18 protein-coding genes are annotated in these 16,928 nt (G+C 66.7%); 8 read left to right on the top strand and 10 right to left on the bottom strand.

Annotated features, from left to right (window positions below):
• Positions 1 to 16 precede the first annotated feature (16 nt).
• Positions 17 to 1,291: an MFS transporter gene (locus tag ACZ1I2_RS20400; RefSeq protein ID WP_465176040.1), complete on the bottom strand. Its 1,275-nt coding sequence runs from the start codon at positions 1,289 to 1,291 to the stop codon at positions 17 to 19.
• 117 nt (positions 1,292 to 1,408) lie between these two features.
• On the opposite strand from ACZ1I2_RS20400, the gene ACZ1I2_RS20395 reads away from it, so the two are divergent.
• The 4 genes from ACZ1I2_RS20395 to ACZ1I2_RS20380 all read left to right on the top strand — a co-directional run bounded on the left by ACZ1I2_RS20395 (position 1,409) and on the right by ACZ1I2_RS20380 (position 4,518).
• Positions 1,409 to 1,948 carry a hypothetical protein gene (locus tag ACZ1I2_RS20395; protein ID WP_465176041.1) on the top strand — a complete coding sequence of 180 codons (540 nt, stop codon included), beginning with the start codon at positions 1,409 to 1,411 and terminating at the stop codon, positions 1,946 to 1,948.
• Between the two features lie 47 nt (positions 1,949 to 1,995).
• Positions 1,996 to 2,145 carry a hypothetical protein gene (locus ACZ1I2_RS20390; protein WP_465176042.1) on the top strand — a complete coding sequence of 50 codons (150 nt, stop codon included), beginning with the start codon at positions 1,996 to 1,998 and terminating at the stop codon, positions 2,143 to 2,145.
• Between the two features lie 2 nt (positions 2,146 to 2,147).
• Positions 2,148 to 2,423, top strand: coding sequence for a DUF3175 domain-containing protein (locus ACZ1I2_RS20385; RefSeq protein ID WP_465176043.1), 276 nt, complete (start codon positions 2,148 to 2,150; stop codon positions 2,421 to 2,423).
• Between the two features lie 517 nt (positions 2,424 to 2,940).
• On the top strand, positions 2,941 to 4,518 hold the full coding sequence (locus ACZ1I2_RS20380) for an amidase (RefSeq protein WP_465176044.1): 1,578 nt from the start codon (positions 2,941 to 2,943) through the stop codon (positions 4,516 to 4,518).
• 119 nt (positions 4,519 to 4,637) lie between these two features.
• On the opposite strand, the gene ACZ1I2_RS20375 is transcribed toward ACZ1I2_RS20380, so the two are convergent.
• The 3 genes from ACZ1I2_RS20375 to ACZ1I2_RS20365 all read right to left on the bottom strand — a co-directional run bounded on the left by ACZ1I2_RS20375 (position 4,638) and on the right by ACZ1I2_RS20365 (position 6,692).
• Positions 4,638 to 5,006, bottom strand: coding sequence for a DUF4345 domain-containing protein (locus tag ACZ1I2_RS20375; RefSeq protein WP_465181515.1), 369 nt, complete (start codon positions 5,004 to 5,006; stop codon positions 4,638 to 4,640).
• A 32-nt stretch (positions 5,007 to 5,038) separates the two neighbouring features.
• Positions 5,039 to 5,500 (bottom strand): DUF2721 domain-containing protein, encoded by a 462-nt coding sequence (locus tag ACZ1I2_RS20370; protein ID WP_465176046.1) that lies wholly within the window; start codon positions 5,498 to 5,500, stop codon positions 5,039 to 5,041.
• Between the two features lie 112 nt (positions 5,501 to 5,612).
• On the bottom strand, positions 5,613 to 6,692 hold the full coding sequence (locus ACZ1I2_RS20365; RefSeq protein ID WP_465176047.1) for a 50S ribosomal protein L11 methyltransferase: 1,080 nt from the start codon (positions 6,690 to 6,692) through the stop codon (positions 5,613 to 5,615).
• 288 nt (positions 6,693 to 6,980) lie between these two features.
• Between ACZ1I2_RS20365 and ACZ1I2_RS20360 the strand changes: the two genes are divergently transcribed.
• Positions 6,981 to 7,601 (top strand): PilZ domain-containing protein, encoded by a 621-nt coding sequence (locus ACZ1I2_RS20360; protein ID WP_465176048.1) that lies wholly within the window; start codon positions 6,981 to 6,983, stop codon positions 7,599 to 7,601.
• 31 nt (positions 7,602 to 7,632) lie between these two features.
• Here the strand turns inward: ACZ1I2_RS20360 and ACZ1I2_RS20355 are convergent, their stop codons facing one another.
• From ACZ1I2_RS20355 to lnt, 4 genes are all read right to left on the bottom strand, one after another.
• Positions 7,633 to 8,265, bottom strand: a complete 633-nt coding sequence (locus ACZ1I2_RS20355) for a hypothetical protein (RefSeq protein WP_465181514.1) — start codon at positions 8,263 to 8,265, stop codon at positions 7,633 to 7,635.
• 46 nt (positions 8,266 to 8,311) lie between these two features.
• The gene (trmB, locus tag ACZ1I2_RS20350; RefSeq protein ID WP_465172362.1) at positions 8,312 to 8,992 is read right to left on the bottom strand and encodes a tRNA (guanine(46)-N(7))-methyltransferase TrmB; all 681 of its coding nucleotides are present in this window, start codon (positions 8,990 to 8,992) and stop codon (positions 8,312 to 8,314) included.
• A gap of 109 nt (positions 8,993 to 9,101) precedes the next feature.
• Entirely contained in the window at positions 9,102 to 10,319 is a 1,218-nt protein-coding gene (gene metK, locus ACZ1I2_RS20345; protein WP_465172363.1) for a methionine adenosyltransferase, read from the bottom strand.
• 72 nt (positions 10,320 to 10,391) lie between these two features.
• Positions 10,392 to 12,008: an apolipoprotein N-acyltransferase gene (gene lnt / locus ACZ1I2_RS20340; RefSeq protein WP_465176050.1), complete on the bottom strand. Its 1,617-nt coding sequence runs from the start codon at positions 12,006 to 12,008 to the stop codon at positions 10,392 to 10,394.
• Positions 12,009 to 12,152: 144 nt separating this feature from the next.
• Between lnt and ACZ1I2_RS20335 the strand changes: the two genes are divergently transcribed.
• Both ACZ1I2_RS20335 and ACZ1I2_RS20330 read left to right on the top strand, forming a co-directional pair.
• Positions 12,153 to 12,572: a VOC family protein gene (locus ACZ1I2_RS20335; protein WP_465176051.1), complete on the top strand. Its 420-nt coding sequence runs from the start codon at positions 12,153 to 12,155 to the stop codon at positions 12,570 to 12,572.
• A gap of 11 nt (positions 12,573 to 12,583) precedes the next feature.
• Positions 12,584 to 12,886: a polyhydroxyalkanoic acid system family protein gene (locus ACZ1I2_RS20330; RefSeq protein ID WP_465176052.1), complete on the top strand. Its 303-nt coding sequence runs from the start codon at positions 12,584 to 12,586 to the stop codon at positions 12,884 to 12,886.
• 21 nt (positions 12,887 to 12,907) lie between these two features.
• On the opposite strand, the gene ACZ1I2_RS20325 is transcribed toward ACZ1I2_RS20330, so the two are convergent.
• Both ACZ1I2_RS20325 and ACZ1I2_RS20320 read right to left on the bottom strand, forming a co-directional pair.
• Entirely contained in the window at positions 12,908 to 13,393 is a 486-nt protein-coding gene (locus ACZ1I2_RS20325; protein ID WP_465172367.1) for a winged helix-turn-helix transcriptional regulator, read from the bottom strand.
• 269 nt (positions 13,394 to 13,662) lie between these two features.
• A complete protein-coding gene (locus tag ACZ1I2_RS20320) occupies positions 13,663 to 14,988 on the bottom strand; it encodes a PQQ-dependent sugar dehydrogenase (protein WP_465176053.1) in 1,326 nt (441 codons plus the stop codon).
• A gap of 172 nt (positions 14,989 to 15,160) precedes the next feature.
• Here ACZ1I2_RS20320 and ACZ1I2_RS20315 point away from each other — a divergent pair, with 172 nt between their 5' ends.
• A complete protein-coding gene (locus ACZ1I2_RS20315) occupies positions 15,161 to 16,780 on the top strand; it encodes an NAD(P)/FAD-dependent oxidoreductase (RefSeq protein ID WP_465176054.1) in 1,620 nt (539 codons plus the stop codon).
• The last annotated feature ends 148 nt before the right edge of the window (positions 16,781 to 16,928 follow it).

Genomic DNA, 16,928 nt, shown 5'->3' with positions numbered 1-16,928 from the left:
CGTTCCTTCAATCGGGTCAATCCTCGAGGATCAAACTCGTGCGCTTGGTTTCCGGCAGCATCAGAAATGCGATCGTCGCGCAGAACAGGATCGCGGTGACATACCAGTAGAAGGCGGATTCGACATGCGCGTTCTTGAACCATAGCGCGACATATTCCGCTGTGCCGCCGAACGCCGCATTGCCGATCGCATAGGGGAAGGCGACACCCAGCGCGCGGATATGCGCCGGGAACAGTTCCGCCTTCACCAGCGCGCTGATCGAGGTATAGGCCGACAGCAGCATCAGCGGCCCGAGGATGATCGCGAAGGCAACCATTGGATCGCGTACCACCGCCAGCGCGCTGAACACCGGCACGGTCACGAGCATGCCGCCCACCCCGAACAGCAACAGCATCGGCTTGCGCCCGAATCTGTCGGCGAGCACGCCGAATACCGGCTGCGCCAGCATGTAGACGACAAGGGCCGCGGTCATCACCTGGGTCGCGGTCTGGATCTCGAAGCCGCTGGTGTTGACCAGGAATTTCTGGAGATAGGTGGTGTAGGCGTAGAAGGTGCAGCTGCCGCCCGCGCTGATGATCATGACCAGCAGGAACTCGCGCGGATGTGCCTTCCACAAGGCGATCAGGCCGGATTTGGGCCGGTCGGCCAACTGGTTCTCGAACGAGGCGGTCTCGGCGAGCCGGCGCCGCAGGATATAGACGACCAGTGCTAGCACCGCGCCGAAGAAGAAGGCGATACGCCAGCCCCATTCCGACATCTCGGTCTTGCTCAGCACCGTCTGCAGCAGCAGCGTGACCGCGAGCGCGGTGAGCTGCCCGCCGATCAGGGTGACATACTGGAAGCTCGACCAGAAGCCGCGCCGGTCGCGCGTCGCCATCTCGGAGAGATAGGTCGCGCTCGCGCCATATTCGCCGCCGACCGACAGGCCCTGGATCATGCGCGCGAGCACGAGAATGACCGGCGCCGCGACGCCGATCACGGCATAGCCTGGCACCAGCGCGATCATCAGCGAGCCCAGGCACATCAGCCCGACCGACAGCGCCAGCCCCGCCTTGCGGCCATGCGTGTCGGCATAGCGCCCCATCCAGTAGGCGCCGATCGGCCGCATGACGAAACCCACCGCGAAGATCGCGCTGGTGCCCATCAGCTGCGCGGTCGGATCGCCCTTGGGAAAGAAGGTCGCCGCGAAATAGAGCGACAGCGAGGAATAGGCATACCAGTCATACCATTCGGCCAGGTTGCCGGCCGATCCGCCGACGATGGATTTCAGTCGCTTGGCATCGATCGCCATGGTCCGGTCTCTCCCCATCCGTGTCGCTGCACGGCCCGGCGGCAACAGAGGCGAATTCTCGGGCGCATGCAAGACGGGCGGTTGAGCCGCGCGGCCGCTTCGCCCATAGACGGACGAATGCGTCTGTTCCTGCTCCTTGCCGCCATCGTCTCCCTGTCGGGCTGCGTCGGCACGGCCGCCCCGCCCACCGCGCCCCGGCCCGCCCCGACGCCGGCCTATGTTCCGCCGCCGGCCCCCGTGCCGACCGCGACGCCGGTCGGCAAGGACTGGCGCGACTGGCCGATGACGCCGGGCGACTGGGTCTACCGCCAGGACGGCCGGGGTTCGATCGCGCTGTTTGGCGTGCCCGGTGCCGATGCGGCGCTGACCCTCCGCTGCGATCGGGCGGCGAACACGCTTTACCTGTCGCGTCAGGGTGTCGCCGCCGGGCCGGTGGCGCTGACGATCCGCACCTCGACCGCGCTGCGCACCCTGTCCGCCGCGCCGACCGGCGGTACGCCGCCCTATGTCGCGGTGGCGCTTCAGCCGCGCGATGGCTTGCTCGACGCGATGGGTTTCAGCCGCGGACGTTTCGTTATCGAGCAGGCCGGCACCGCCCCGCTGGTGGTGCCCGCCTGGGCCGAGATCGAGCGCGTGACCGAGGATTGCCGGCGCTGACGGGATAAACTCCTGGCCTCGCGCGTTTTTGTCGCGAGGAGAATGCCATGATCCGCAAGCTCAAGTCCGGCGAATACCGCCTCTATTCGCGCAAGGTCGATCCCGACACGCACAAGCGCCGCAACCTCGGCACCTTCGACAGCCGCGCCGCCGCCGAGAAGCACGAGCGCGAAGTCCAGTATTTCAAGCGGCACTGATCATGGCGACGGAGAAATGGTCGCAGGACGTGACCGAGCATAGCGACGCGCTCGACCTGGAGCGCGAGGTGTTCACCTGGCAGGACCCGAAGCGCATCGCCGCCTCGCTCAAGCGATCGGCCGAACGGAGCCTGCGGCGCAGGAGCACGCCGTTCCGGTCCGCGATGTCGATGCTGACCTTCTACATCAACCGCGCCGGGCACGGCCTGGATGCGCGGCAAAGGAAGGTGCTGGAGGAGGCGAAGCAGGAACTGCGCGTCGCCTTCGGCAAGGCCTGAGGGCGGGTTGCCCCGGAAGCGGCGCAGGCGGAAGAGAATCGTCGAAAACGCAAAACATTACAAGACTTGTTTATGTGATTCGGATGATTCAAACAGGAGTCGTACCCAGTCCTGGGTACGGCGTTTTAACAAGCGAAAGGAGGTGATCCGATGTCTCATGGTTCAGCAATGGGGTCGGTTCAGTTCGTTCGGGGGACGCACCGCTAGCTTTATCGGGATGACGGCGGGGGGTATTCTCCCTCAATCAACGCTGCCGTCTATCGAAGCTGCGGTTCGCATGGTCTCCCGGGCTGGAACTTCCGGCCGCTGACCATGTCAGGAGGTTGCCGGGTCTGCGGACCCGGCAGCCTCTTTTCATATCCGGGGTATTTCACATTTTGGCGCGGGCAGATCGCGTCAAATAATTCGCCATCCCGGACTTGTTCCGGGGTCCATCGTTCCGCATGAATTGTCCCGTGCTGCTTGCGCGGCGCGATGGATGCCGGAACCAGTCCGGCATGACGGGGGTGGGGATCCTATGCGCCTATTCGCTTCGCTTCTGCTTCTCGCCGCGGCAGGCGCCACGCCCGCCGCCGCCCAGACGGTGAAGATCGAAGAACAATCGATCGACCAGCTCCAGGCGATGATGGCCGGCGGCACGACCAGCGAGGCGATCACCCAGGCCTATCTCGCGCGGATCGCGACGATGGACCGCAGCGGGCCGGCGTTGCGCTCGGTCATCGCGCTCACCCCCGACGCGATCGCCCAGGCCAAAGCGAGCGACGCGCGCCGCCGGGCGGGCAGGACGCTCGGCCCGCTCGACGGCATTCCGGTGCTGATCAAGGACAATATCGAAACGAAGGAACTGCCGACCACTGCCGGCAGCCTCGCGCTCAAGGACAATCTCACTGGCCGCGACGCGCCGGTGGTGGCCGAATTGCGCAAGGCCGGCGCCGTCATCCTCGGCAAGACCAATTTGTCGGAATGGGCGAACATCCGCTCGACCAATTCGATGAGCGGCTGGAGCGCGATCGGCGGGCTGGTGCGCAACCCCTATGCGCTCGACCGTTCCTCCTGCGGATCGTCGAGCGGATCGGGCGCCGCGGTGGCGGCGAGCTTCGCACCGGTCGCCTTGGGCACCGAAACGGACGGGTCGGTGGTCTGCCCGTCCTCGATGAACGGGCTGGTCGGGCTCAAGCCGACGATCGGACTGGTCAGCCGCACGCATGTCGTGCCGATCAGCCACAGCCAGGATACGCCGGGGCCGATGGGCCGTTCCGTCAGGGACGTGGCGATCCTGTTCTCCGCGATGGTCGCGGCCGATCCGGCGGACAAGGCCACGAAGGATGCCGCCAAATACCGCGCTGACTTCTCCAAGGGACTGTCGCCCGATGCGCTCAAGGGCCTGCGCATCGCCGTGCTGCGGCCCGAGATGCCGGACGCGATGAAGGCGCCTTACGACGCGGCGCTCGCGGTGCTGAAAGCGGCCGGCGCGGTGCTGGTCGATGTCGAGAAGCCCAAGCTCGACGGCATGGGCGATGCCGAATTCGACGTGCTCAAGGTCGAGCTCAAGGCCGATCTCGACGCCTATCTCGCGACCACGCCAAAGGCCGTGACCACGCGTACGCTCGATCAGGTGATTGCCTTCAACGAGGCGAACAGGACGACCGAGATGCCCTTTTTCGGCCAGGAGATCTTCCTCGACGCAGCGAAGACGCGCGGGCTCGCCGATGCCGAATATCTCGGCGCGCGGGCCAGGTCGCTGCGGCTGGCGGGGGCGGAGGGCATCGACGCGATGCTGAAGAAAGCGAACGCGACGATCCTGGTCGAGCCGACCTATGGCCTGCCCTGGCTGAGCGACAGCGTCTCGGGCGACCATTTCACCGGCCCGAGCGCGAGCGAGATGCCGGCGATCGCGGGGTACCCGCATCTGACGGTGCCGATGGGGCTGGCCATGGGACTGCCGGTGGGGCTGTCCTTCATCGCGACGGCTTATGGCGACCAGGCGGTGCTGAACGCGGGTTACGCCTATGAGCGGGCGAGCCATGCCCGGGTGGCGCCGAAATACCCTCCCGTCGCGGATGTCGGGCCGGGGCTGGAGGGCGCCTCCAAATAAAGCCCTAAAAAGCCCCTCCCCTTCAGGGGAGGGGTTGGGGTGGGGCAGTCCCGCAAGTGCAACGCTGGATGGCTAGCCGGAGGCCCCCACCCCCAACCCCTCCCCTTAAGGGGAGGGGCTCAAGAAACACTCCACCGCCGCGCCAGCCCCGCCTGCCACAGTATCAGCAACGGCACGACCCCAAGCTCCATCGCCAGCCCGAACACATGCCCCCTGGACGGTATCCCCACCGCCACCAGCGACACAAGCCGCGACAGCCCGCCCGCAACCACCAATGCCCCGAGCAACCGAAACCGCGGTCCCTTCATCTCGATCCCCGGCACGCAGGTCGCGAACGCCACGCCCACTGCGAAGAATATCCCCGAAACATAGCGGAAATGGCTGTCGAGATCGGTCGGGATCACCGGCGCATGGCCCAGAAAACCGGGCCCGAACAGGATGCTCTGCCCGCCCGTCACCAGCGGCACGAGGCAGGCGATCGCCACCACCAGTTGAAGCGCCCGCTTCTCGGCGGTGACGTTCAGCGTCGGTCCTTTTCGAGCAGCTCGGGCCGGATATGGATCGCGCGCAGCGACATGCGCACTTCGATCAGGAAGGCAGCGAGCGCGGCGATCAGCAGGATCATCGCAAGGATGAAGGACAAAGCGACCACGGTGCCGATATGCAGCCTGGCCAGTTCGGCGACGAACAGCAGCGCGACCACCAGGCAGGTCATCACCGCGCTCGACACCGCCATCACCAGGGCGTTGTTGATCACTGACATGCGCTTGTCGAGCAGCCGCAGCTCCCACACATGGCGGTCATGCTCGGGGCCGGTCGAGCGCGGGTGAAGCGCCTCCACCTGCCGCGCCCGGTCGACCACGCGGGACAGGCGGCCGGCCAGCACGTTGAGCAGCGCGCCGATACCCGCGAGCATGAAGACCGGCGAGAGCGAGAGCTGGATCGTCTGGGCGATCGTCGTGACGGCGGGCGAATATTCCACCCGCGCGTTGTGGCGGCATCCCGCGCGACGGGTCAAGCGCGAACCCGGCGGCGCCTCCGGCGCGCTGGGCTATCGGCGACGCTGCGTGACGTTTCTTCGCGTGCCCCCTGTCCTAATCCCGTTCGACCCAGGTCAAGATCGCGCGGCCGTCATGCGCGGTACCGATCGTGGTCGTTTCGCCGGGCCGCACCGGCACCGCGGCGTCTAGCGGCGTCAGGGTCAGTCCGGAAAAGAAGGTCGCGCCTGGCTCGGGCCGCGCCTCGATCATTGCCTCGTCATCCAGCTCGAGCCTGATCCACCGTGCGATCGTATTGGCCTCGCCGATGCTCGTCGCACGGCAGGCGAGGGTGCGGCGGTCCGACGGCGGAAAGCGGGCCTGCGCGAAATCGAACCGGAACAGCTCGACCTCTTCCGACACGGGGTCGATCCCGGCCGAGCCGATCGGCCTGAGGATGCCGGTCGGCACGAAATCGGCCATCGGGGTCAGGTCGAACCCGCAGGCTGCATCGATATGCCCGGCGCGCGGATAGTCCTGCCAGTCCACCAGCGCGGCGCGCAGGCTCGCTGCCATCGGTACGGCGGGGGCGCCGGGCGCGAGCAGCCGCTGCCGCGCATCGGCGATCGCGCTGAGCGGGTCGAAATCGAGCAGCCCGTCGGCAAAGATGTCGCAAACCAGCAGATCGGCTGGGCGCTCCAGCTCCTTGCCGATCATCAATGCCTGGGAGCGCCGGGCGACGACCTGGATGCGGTCGGCATAGCCATTCCGTTCGGCGAGCTCGCGGGCCATGCGCGCCGCGACCGTGTTATAATCGCAGGTAACGACCTTCTCCGCGCCGGCGCGCGCCGCCATCAGTGCCAGCATGCCGGCGCCGGTGCCGATCTCGAGCACCGTCATGCCGGGGCGGATCGCCCGCCGCAGCGCCGCGTCCCAGGCGGCGTTGCGGCGGGCGTCGTTCATCATCGGCACGTGATAGCCCGGGATCAGCGACGCCAGCAGTCGTCGGCCGCGCATGACGGTCGCCGGATCGTCCCGCCCCAGCGCCATCGCCTCTCGTGCAAGGTCCGCTGCCCGGCGCGGCGCCTTGCGCGCTGCGACCATTTCGGCGAGCCCGACCAGGTTGTACGGGTGATCGGGGCGTTGCCGCAGCGCCGCGCCAATGGTCGCGATCATCCGCTCGATCTCGTCGGTCACTCGATTTCCCCGCGCGGACGGCCCGTCCGCCACTTCCTAGGACAGGGCAGGGCGTAGCGAAAGGCAAGCAAAAGGCGGCATTGCGAGGGTTAATGCCGCGTCCGCCATAGAAATCGCGCCGGTGGGGAAGCGCCGTTAGGGATTTGGAAGGGATCACTGGCCGATAATCCGGCTCCGAGGGGCGTTGTTGTGCTTGAAGAGCGGGGGCGCTTTTCAAGGTCGTGGCGATGTGGACAACGTCGCTCGAATAGGGGTGTCCCGATGCTAGACCATCACGACGACGGCGACTTGACGACGATCTCATTCTCCGATTCGCCGTCTCCGCCCGAGCAGCGGGAAGATCTGCGGCGCGTGAAGGTGCTGCGCGTGGCGCGGCTGCAGACGCCGCGTGGCGAGGAACTGTGTCTGGTCCGCAACATTTCCTCGAGTGGCCTGATGGCCCATATCTATTCGGAACTGAACGTCGAAGAGCCGGTGACCGCGGAATTCAAGTCAGGCCAGCCTGTCGCCGGCCGGGTGCAATGGCGCCGGGACGGCCTGGCCGGGATCGTGTTCGACGAGCCGGTGAGCGCCGAGGAACTCCTCGCCGCCAGGGACGAGCGGCAGCCGCGTGCCCCGCGCGTTGATATCGACGTCAAGGCGCGGATCCGCGTCGGCGTGCGCTACCATGTCGTCGCGCTGTGCAACATCTCGCAGGGCGGTGGGCGGATTTCTCCGAGCGAGGTGCTGGAGGTGGGGCAGAAACTGATCCTGATGGTCAGCGGCCTGTCGCCGATCGCCGGATCGGTCCGCTGGTTGGACAAGGAGCATGCCGGTATCGCGTTCGACACCCCGATCCCGTTCGAAACGCTGGCCCGCTGGGTTCCGACCATGAACGCCCTGGCGCGGCAACGGCAGGACGGCGCCTGAACCAGTCGCGCCCATCACGCCTTGTTGCCGATCAGGCGCACCCCTCGACATAGGCGAGTTCGGGCATCATGCCGACATGGATCATCCCGACCTTGCCGTCCTCGCCGATCTCGAATCGCACGGCGGGGTCTCCGCTCGATGCATTGGGCGCGGTTAGATATTTCGCCGGCGCGGCCTCATATTTGTGCGGCGTCGCGCGGAAACCCCCGAACCATTTCCGGACGTCGCCTTCGGTCGCCCCGACACCGATGCCCTCCGCCAGCTTGACGTCGGAGCGCTGGCCGACCGTGATCCGCCTGACCTTGTCGCCGGACACGATCGCATAGACGCCGGGATACTCCGGCGACGTCACCGTCCGGCAGGAATCCCCGGTCTCCGCGTTGGTCTCGGCCCAGGACCCGCCGCCGGGCACCGCCTGACCGAGCCGCAACGCGCCGAGTCCTTCGAGGCCGATCACCTTGCCCGATGCCGTTGCGGCCGGGGTCGCGGTCGCCGGCTCCGCCATAGTGGTCGCCGGCGCGTCGTGTTGATTCGCCATGGGCGCGGACGGCGCGGTGCCGTTCGTTACGGTGCTGGTTTCCGGCTGCCGCTCGGAACCGGACGAACAGGCAGCGAGGAGCAGGACGAGGGCGAGACCGATCGGGCGGAGAGGAAGAGGTTTCATCCTGCCCAAACGACCGAAGATGCTCCCGGTTTCCCGCCGCCCCGACCTAGCTGCGGCGATATCGGAAGTACCAGACCTCATGCCCCTGCCGCCGCGCCTTGCGCTCGTAGCGGGTCTCGGGCCAGTCGTCCGGCCGGGTCAGGAAATCGCATGGGTGCGTCGCCTGCCAGATAAAATCGGTCCGCGCGTTCATCACCATCATCGACCAGCGGCAATAGGTCGGATCGTCCGTGCCCAGGCGGAATTCGGCACCTGGCTTCAGCTTGCGCGCGATCAGGTCGAGCGGCCCGTGATTGACCATCCGCCGCTTCGCGTGGCGCGCCTTCCGCCACGGATCGGGGTGGAGCAGATAGACACGGTCGAGCGAGGCATCGGGCAGCCGCTCGATCACCTCAAGCGCATCGCCCATGTGCAGCCGGACATTCTCCAGTTCGCCGTCGCGGACATGGTTGAGCGCGCCGACCACGCCGTTGAGGAACGGCTCGCAGCCGATAAAACCGGTGCCGGGCCGCATCGCCGCCTGACCGGCGAGATGCTCGCCCGCGCCGAAGCCGATCTCGACTTCGAGGGGACGGTCATCGCCGAACAGGCTCCGCGCATCGATCGGCCCGCTCTCGGGCACGCTGATCTCGGGCAGCAACTCCTCGACGAGCGCGGCCTGGCCAAGGCGCAATTTATGCCCCTGGCGACGGCCATAGAGGCGGCGGATGGTGGTCGGATCGTTCATGGTCGGGCGGGCATAGTCGCGTGGAGGCTCGGTGCAAGCCTTCAACGAAAACGGCGCGGTTCCGTCGAAGCGGAACCGCGCCGTCTTGCGCGTCAGTGGGCTGGGCGGCTCAGGCGACGGCGGCCTTGAGCTGGTCGACCAGATCGGTCTTTTCCCAGGTGAAGGAATCGCCGTCGGGCTTGCGGCCGAAATGACCATAGGCCGCGGTCTTCTGGTAGATCGGGGCGTTGAGCTTCAGATGCTCGCGAATGCCCTTCGGGGTCAGGCGGACCAGCTTCGGCAGCACCTCTTCCAGCTTCGCTTCCGGAACGGTGCCGGTGCCGTGCGTGTCGACATAAACCGACAGTGGCTCGGCGATGCCGATAGCATAGCTCAGCTGGATCGTGCAGCGGCGGGCGAGGCCGGCGGCGACGACGTTCTTGGCGAGATAGCGCGCGACATAGGCGGCCGAGCGGTCGACCTTGGTCGGGTCCTTGCCCGAGAAAGCGCCGCCGCCGTGCGGGGCTGCGCCGCCATAGGTGTCGACGATGATCTTGCGGCCGGTGACGCCGGCATCGCCGTCAGGCCCGCCGATTTCGAAACGGCCCGTCGGGTTGACGTAGATCTTGGTCTCTTCGTCCACGAATCCGTCAGGCAGGACTTCGTTGAACACGCCGACGACATAGTCGCGTAGCTCCTTGTAGAGTTCCGGATTGCCTTCGGTGCCGTCGTAGAAATAGCCCGGCGCGTGCTGGGTCGAGACGACCAGCGCCGTTGCGCGGACCGGGACCTCGTTGCGATATTCCAGGGTCACCTGGCTCTTCGCGTCGGGCTCGAGGAAGGGCACGACCTTGTTGTGGCGGTCATGCGCCAGCTTCTCGAGGATGCGGTGCGAGTAATAGAGCGTGGCGGGCAGCAGGTCGGGGGTCTCGTCGGTCGCGTAGCCGAACATGATGCCCTGGTCGCCGGCGCCTTCGTCCTTGTTGCCGCTCTCGTCGACGCCCTGCGCGATGTGCGCGGACTGAGCGTGCAGATGGTTCTCGAACGAGAAATTCGCCCAGTGGAAACCGTCCTGCTCGTAACCGATCCGCTTCACGGTCGCACGAACCGCTGCCTCGATCTCTTCCTTCGCTCCGGGTGCCCATTCGTGATTCTCGAACACGCCCTTGCAGCGGATTTCACCGGCCAGCACGACACGGTTGGTCGTGGTCAGCGTTTCGCAGGCGATACGCGCATAGGGGTCCTTGGACAGAAACAGATCGACCACGGCGTCGGAAATCTGGTCGGCGACCTTGTCGGGATGGCCTTCGGAAACCGATTCGGAGGTGAAGAGAAACGAAGCGCGCATCAAATCTACCCTTGGCTGGCGCGGTCCCGGCCCTCCGGAAACCGCATATAAAGCTTTCCTTATATGATTGCCCTAGCGAGCCGACCGGCGGAACGCAACTGCCAGGAGCAGCATTGTCGTCGCGACGAGGGCCGCCATCCAGTTGCCGAGGCGGGAGAACAGCGTCGGTGCCGCCGCCTGGGGCATGGCAAGCTCGATCGCGCCGGCCTTGTGCAGCGCCAGGCTGTCGAGCAGCCGGCCGTCGGCCGCGATCACCGCGGATATGCCGGTCGGAGTCGCACGGATGATCGGCAGCCCCTCCTCGATCGCGCGCAGACGCGCCTGGGCAAGATGCTGGGGCGGGCCCCAGTCGCCGAACCACGAATCGTTGGAAGGGTTGAAGATCATCGCAGGCCGCTGCGCCGGATCGATCACCTGGCCGGAAAAGATGATCTCATAACAGATGTCCATGCCGACATCGCCAAAGCCGGGCAGGGCGATGGTGCGCGGCCTGGGCCCCGGAGCGAAATCCAGGTCGCCCGGCACCAGGCGTTGAAGCCCGAACGCGGTGAGCAGCGGCCGCAGCGGCAGATATTCGCCGAACGGCACGAGATGCGCCTTGTCGTAGCGCGCGCGGATCGTGCCGGCCGAATCGATCGCGAAGACCGAATTGGTCCCCGCGGTGAGATTGCCCGCACTATCGAATTGCAGCGCGTTGCCGCCGCTCACCACCATGTCACGCGGACCGAGCTGGGCGGCGATGCGGCGGCGCGTGACCAGGGGCGATCCGCGCCAGTAATAATCGGCCGGATACCCGTCCTCGACGAAGAAGCGCAGCGCGCCTTCCGGCCACACGATCAGGCGCGGATGGGTGCCGGGCGTGCCGGCGAGCGATTCGAGCGCGCGCAGGCTGTTCTCGGCGTAAGCGGGAGTGGGGCGCTCCTCCTCGCCGAGATTGGGCTGGACGATTCGGACATAGGGCGAGTCGGCGGGCAGCGCGGCGGGTGTGGTTTCGATGGGAAGGCCCAGCACGGCCAGCACCGCAATGACCATCGCGGCAGCGGCGGGCACGATCCAGCGCGGGCCGGCCGCGAGGATCAGGGTTCCGGCAATCGCCACCGTCAGGCCGGACAGGGCGTAGGTTCCAGTCCAGGCCGCGATCCGCGCCACGCCGAGCATCGGTACCCAGATCGCCGCGAGCGGGTTCCACGGAAAGCCGCTGAGCATCGTCGCGCGCAGCCATTCGGTAATGATCCAGGCCGCGCCGAAGACAAGGAGATAGGCGATGCCCGGCCGCGTCATCGCGTCGCCCGCCGCGCGCGGGCTCGCCAGGCGCCAGGCCAGTCCGGCCGCGAACATCGGGTAAAGGGCGAGATACAGCGCCGACAGCAGCACGCCGGCATAGCCGAGCCAATGCGGCATCGCGTCCTGATAGACAAAAGGGTGCTGCAGCCAGTTGATGCCGATCGCGAACTGCCCGACCCCGAACAGCCAGCCGCGCAGCAGTGCCGGTTTCAGCGCGGGCGAATCGTGGATGAGCCCCATCCACAGGGCGAAACACACAAGCGCGACCGGCCAGAGATCGAGCGGTGCGAAGCCCGTCGCGGACAGTGCGCCGAGTGCGAGGGAGAGCAGGGCGGGGCGTGCCGCCGCGGCGCGCCGCAATGCCTGAACCTGATTGTCGAGCAAGGCCTTCCCCACTTCCGTCATGCCGGACTTGTTCCGGCATCCACCGGGCCGCAAGTGCTTCGGTCGTCCGTATGCGGAACGGTAGACCCCGGAACAAGCCTGTCCCGAACCGCGTCGAGGGACCCGGGGTGACGAACACCGTGGATTGGCGTTATGGCGGGCCTCATGACGCTCCGCCCCTTCCACCTCGCCTTTCCCGTCCACGACATCCCGGCCGCGCGCGCCTTTTACGGTGGCGTGCTGGGCTGCCCCGAGGGGCGCAGCGCCGAGTCCTGGGTCGATTTCGACCTGTTCGGCCATCAGATCGTCGCGCATCTCGATCCCGCGGCGACGCCGGTGGCGGTCGCCAATCCAGTCGACGGCCATGACGTGCCCGTGCCGCATTTCGGCGTCGTCCTCGAAATGGCCGATTGGGAGGCCCTCGCCGAGCGCGTGAAGGCGGCGGGCATCCGCTTCGGCATCGACCCGCATGTCCGCTTCAAGGGGCAGGTCGGCGAGCAGGCAACGATGTTCTTCCTCGACCCCAGCGGCAACGCTTTGGAGTTCAAGGCGTTCGCGGATGACGCGATGCTGTTCGCGCGTTGAGGGATAGCCCGATGACCGACCCGATCACCGTCGATATCCCTCACAAGCTTGGTCTCGCCGCCGCCCGCGCGCGAATCGAGAAGGGGGTCGGCAAACTGGCATCCTTCGTGCCCGGCGGTACCGTCACCGAGCATCGCTGGGACGGCGACACACTGATCTTCACCGTCGAGGCGATGGGCCAGCGCGTCGCGAGCCGGCTCGACGTGATGGAGACCAGGGTCCATGCGAGCTTTGATCTGCCGCCGATGCTCCGCCTGTTCGCCGGCAAGATACGCGACAAGCTGACCGAACGGGGAAAGACGCTGCTAAAATAGCGCCCGGACAGCTGGCGGCCTTCAATCCTTCTCGATTCGAATCACCCCACTGCGCAGCAATTCCTCGGCGCTGCGCGCGTAGATGGTCAGCATTCCCTCCAGAAACGGCTCGAGCTGGCGATCCTGGATCACGCCTTCCGGCAGGGTGACCCCGCCGCGGCTATCCTCGATCAGCAATCCGGCTTCGATCATCCGCGCGACGTGCCGGCGTACCGTCTCGCGCGGCAGGCCGCTCGCCGTGGCGATCGCGTTGCGCGAGATCGGCACGACCCATTCGCGCGGCAATATCGCGGTCCCGGCAAAAGGTTCGGGAATGGCGCGCTCGCGCATCAGCCGCTGGACATTGGCGGTGGACACCGTGGCGTAGATCAGCAATTCGGTTGGGCCGACCGGTATGGCGGCCGAGAGGGTGCGATGCATCGTCAGGAACAGGTTCTGCAGCGAGCTCACGGCGACTCGCCAATTCTCGCCGATCTTGGCCTGGTTGGTGACGACACGATCACTCATCGGCATCCTCTCTCGCGGATAAGGCCATCGCGGCCCTGTTACCCGTTATGGGTAACATCGTGTTTCCTAAACTATCCGTTAGCCATGAGGAAGCTATACCCTTAAGAAAGAACTCGGATTTTGGCACGAGGGGTGCTAATAGTCTTGGGGAGGAGCGCGCGCGCGGCGAAAGCAGCATACGCGCGACACGGGCTGCGGCGGCTTCGGGGGGAGCCGGCCGCAGCCCGATATCCCAGCCCGATATCCCAGCCCGATATCCTTGCCGCGCCCTATTTGGCCGCTACCCGCCAGATCACATTGCCGACATCGTCCGCCACCAGCAGCGCGCCCGTCCGATCAGTGATCACGCCGACCGGACGCCCCTGCGCTTTGCCGTCCTTGTCGAGGAATCCGGTCAGCACATCGACCGGCTTCGCGCCCTTCAGCGGAAAGCCAGTGTCGCCGAACGGCACATAGATGACCTTGTAGCCCGACATCGGCTCCCGGTTCCACGATCCGTGCTGGCCGACAAAGGCGCCGTTGGCGAATCGGTCGCCGAGCTTCGCGTCGCCGGCAAAGCTGATGCCGAGCGAGGCGGTGTGCGGCCCCAGCGCGTAATCGGGCCGCTTCGAATATTGCTGGAGCTGCGGATTGGCCGGCTCGACGCGCGTGTCGGGATAGCCGCCCCAATAATACCAGGGCCAGCCGAAATTATCGCCCAGTTCCACCGCGCTCATATAATCGGGCACGAGGTCGGATCCGAGCATGTCGCGTTCGTTGACCGTCACCCACAGCCCGCCCGATTTCGGCTCGAACGCCAGCCCATTGGGGTTGCGCAGCCCCGCCGCATAGACCCGGAAGGTCTTCGCCTCGGGATAGACCTGCAGGATGTTGGCGCGGAATTTCTCCGCCTCCAGCCCGTTCTCGGCGATGTTGCTCGACGATCCGACCGTCACGTACAGCGTCTTGCCATCCGGATCGGCGATGACGTTGCGCGCCCAGTGATTGCCGCCCGGGTTGAGCTTGATCACCGTTTCGGGCTTTGCGTCGATCTTCGTCTCGCCGTCCTTGTACGGCACGCGGACCAGCGCGTCGGTGTTGCCGATGTACAGCCAGCCCCCCATCAGCGCCATGCCGAAGGGCGAATTCAGCCCGGACATGAAGGTCGTGCGGCTCTCCGCCACGCCGTCGCCGTCGGCGTCGCGCAGCAGGACGATCTTGTTGGGCGAAGGCACGCCCGCGCCCGCACGGCCCATCAGATAGCCCATCACCTTGCCCGTGATGCCGCCGCCCTCGCGCGGCGGCGAGTTGCTCTCCGCCACCAGCACATCGCCATTGGGCAGGCGATAGAGCCAGCGCGGATGCTCGAGCCCGCCCGCGAACGCCGTCACCGCCAGCCCGGCGGCGGGCACCGGCGTCACCCCCTTCGGCCAGCCTACCGCGTCCGCCACCCCGATCGTCGGGAAGCTCTGGATCCGCGGCGGCGTGATCTCGGGCCTGGCGCCGGTGACGGCGTCGACCGGGAGGCGCGCCACATCGGGCTGGCGCAGCCAGAACCAGAAGGCGATCGCCGCGACGATGAGGATTCCGGTGATGATCAGGATATGTTTGCGCATGAGATAAGGTTACGCCAGCGACAGGGGGAAAGGAAGGGGGACGCGCGCTCTACGCCGCCCTTTCGACGTTGTTCCGTGCCTTCCCCATTTCACCTTCGCCGGCGAAGGCGGGGAGGACGGAGCAGCCGCGAGAGGATTGGCCGAACCCCGCATCCCCCGTTATGGCGCACTCATGCTCCGCATCACTGAACTGAAACTGCCGCTCAACCATGCGGAAGAGGCCCTGGCCGCCGCGATCCGCAATCGCCTGCGCATCACGCCGCGCGACCTGGTCCGCTTCACCATCGCTCGCCGCGCCCATGACGCTCGCGACAAGATGGACATCCAGCTCGTCTATTCCGTCGACGTCACCCTGCGCGACGAGGCGCCCGTCCTCGCGCGCTTCAAAAGGGACCGCCATGTCCAGCGCACCCCCGACACCAGCTATCGCTTCCCGGTAAAGGCCCCTTCCGGCTGGACCGGCAAGCGCCCCGTCGTCATCGGCACTGGCCCGTGCGGCCTGTTCGCCGGGCTGATCCTCGCCCAGATGGGCTTTCGCCCGATCATCCTCGATCGCGGCAAGGAGGTGAAGCAGCGTACCAAGGACACCTGGGGCCTGTGGCGCAAGAGCGAGCTCAACCCCGAATCCAACGTCCAGTTCGGCGAAGGCGGGGCCGGCACCTTCTCCGACGGCAAGCTCTACAGCCGCATCAAGGACCCGCGCCATCTCGACCGCAAGGTGCTGATCGAGTTCGTCAAGGCCGGCGCTCCCGCCGAGATCCTGACCGAGGCGCACCCGCATATCGGCACTTTCCGCCTGGTCGCGATGGTCCAGAGCCTGCGCGAGACGATCGAGGGCCTGGGTGGCGAATATCGCTTCGAGAACCGCGTCGACCGGATCGATATCGCGACTGCCCCGGACGGCTCCCGCCGCGTGACGGGTCTTCACCTTCACACCGGCGACTATCTCGAGGCGGATCAGGTCGTGCTCGCGATCGGACATAGCGCGCGCGACACGTTCCACATGCTCCATGACGAAGGGGTGTTCGTCGAGGCCAAGCCCTTCTCGATCGGCGTGCGCATCGAACATCCGCAAAGCTGGATCGACGACGCCCGCTTCGGCCCCTCGGCCGGCCACCCGATCCTCGGCGCGGCGGATTACAGCCTGTCGCATCACTGCAGGAACGGCCGCACCGTCTACAGCTTCTGCATGTGCCCCGGCGGGACGGTGGTCGCCGCCACCTCGGAGGAAGGCCGCGTCGCCACCAATGGCATGAGCCAATATTCCCGCAACGAGCGCAACGCGAATTCGGGCCTGGTCGTCGGCATCGATCCCGCGCGTGACTATCCCGGCCACCCGCTCGCCGGCATCGAGTTGCAGCGCCACTGGGAATCGCGCGCCTATGTCGCCGGCGGCTCGACCTACAGGGCCCCCGCCCAGACGCTCGGCGACTTCCTCGCCGGCCGCCCATCGAGCAAGCTCGGCACCGTCGCGCCGTCCTATCTTCCCGGCGTCACCCCGACCGACCTGGCCGAATGCCTGCCCGATTTCGCGGTGACCGCGATGCGTGAGGCACTGGTCGCCTTCGGCCGCCAGGTCCCGGGCTATGACCACCCCGACGCGCTGATGACCGGCGTCGAGACCCGCACCTCCTCCCCCATCCGCATCACCCGCGGTGCCGATTTCCAGAGCCTCAACACCAACGGCCTGTTCCCCGCCGGCGAAGGCGCGGGTTATGCCGGCGGCATCCTCTCCGCCGCGGTCGACGGCATCAAGGTGGCGGAAGCGGTTGCGGTGCGCATCACGGGTTAAACCTCGCCCGGTCACACCCTCTCCCGTTCGTTTCGAGCGAAGTCGAGAAACCGACCCGTGCGCTGTTTGGCCTGTTTCTCGACTTCGCTCGAAACGAACGGGGAAGGGGAATCTCGCCAGTTCGTGAGCGCACCCCCTCCGCGCCTCC

Source organism: Sphingomonas sp. BL-S-29, from assembly GCF_055521495.1.
The sequence above is the reverse complement of the archived record's forward strand: the minus strand, read 5'-3'. Positions and strand labels throughout refer to the sequence as shown.

What these genes read in the sequence shown, in the direction of transcription:
- ACZ1I2_RS20380 (WP_465176044.1), top strand. Translation starts at nt 2,941, where the DNA reads ATGCGCCTATTCGCTTCGCTTCTGCTTCTCGCCGCGGCAGGCGCCACG.
- ACZ1I2_RS20385 (WP_465176043.1), top strand. Translation starts at nt 2,148, where the DNA reads ATGGCGACGGAGAAATGGTCGCAGGACGTGACCGAGCATAGCGACGCG.
- ACZ1I2_RS20325 (WP_465172367.1), bottom strand. Translation starts at nt 13,393, where the DNA reads ATGAGTGATCGTGTCGTCACCAACCAGGCCAAGATCGGCGAGAATTGG.
- metK (WP_465172363.1), bottom strand. Translation starts at nt 10,319, where the DNA reads ATGCGCGCTTCGTTTCTCTTCACCTCCGAATCGGTTTCCGAAGGCCAT.
- ACZ1I2_RS20395 (WP_465176041.1), top strand. Translation starts at nt 1,409, where the DNA reads ATGCGTCTGTTCCTGCTCCTTGCCGCCATCGTCTCCCTGTCGGGCTGC.
- ACZ1I2_RS20330 (WP_465176052.1), top strand. Translation starts at nt 12,584, where the DNA reads ATGACCGACCCGATCACCGTCGATATCCCTCACAAGCTTGGTCTCGCC.
- trmB (WP_465172362.1), bottom strand. Translation starts at nt 8,992, where the DNA reads ATGAACGATCCGACCACCATCCGCCGCCTCTATGGCCGTCGCCAGGGG.
- ACZ1I2_RS20320 (WP_465176053.1), bottom strand. Translation starts at nt 14,988, where the DNA reads ATGCGCAAACATATCCTGATCATCACCGGAATCCTCATCGTCGCGGCG.
- ACZ1I2_RS20355 (WP_465181514.1), bottom strand. Translation starts at nt 8,265, where the DNA reads ATGAAACCTCTTCCTCTCCGCCCGATCGGTCTCGCCCTCGTCCTGCTC.
- lnt (WP_465176050.1), bottom strand. Translation starts at nt 12,008, where the DNA reads ATGACGGAAGTGGGGAAGGCCTTGCTCGACAATCAGGTTCAGGCATTG.
- ACZ1I2_RS20335 (WP_465176051.1), top strand. Translation starts at nt 12,153, where the DNA reads ATGACGCTCCGCCCCTTCCACCTCGCCTTTCCCGTCCACGACATCCCG.
- ACZ1I2_RS20390 (WP_465176042.1), top strand. Translation starts at nt 1,996, where the DNA reads ATGATCCGCAAGCTCAAGTCCGGCGAATACCGCCTCTATTCGCGCAAG.
- ACZ1I2_RS20315 (WP_465176054.1), top strand. Translation starts at nt 15,161, where the DNA reads ATGCTCCGCATCACTGAACTGAAACTGCCGCTCAACCATGCGGAAGAG.
- ACZ1I2_RS20400 (WP_465176040.1), bottom strand. Translation starts at nt 1,291, where the DNA reads ATGGCGATCGATGCCAAGCGACTGAAATCCATCGTCGGCGGATCGGCC.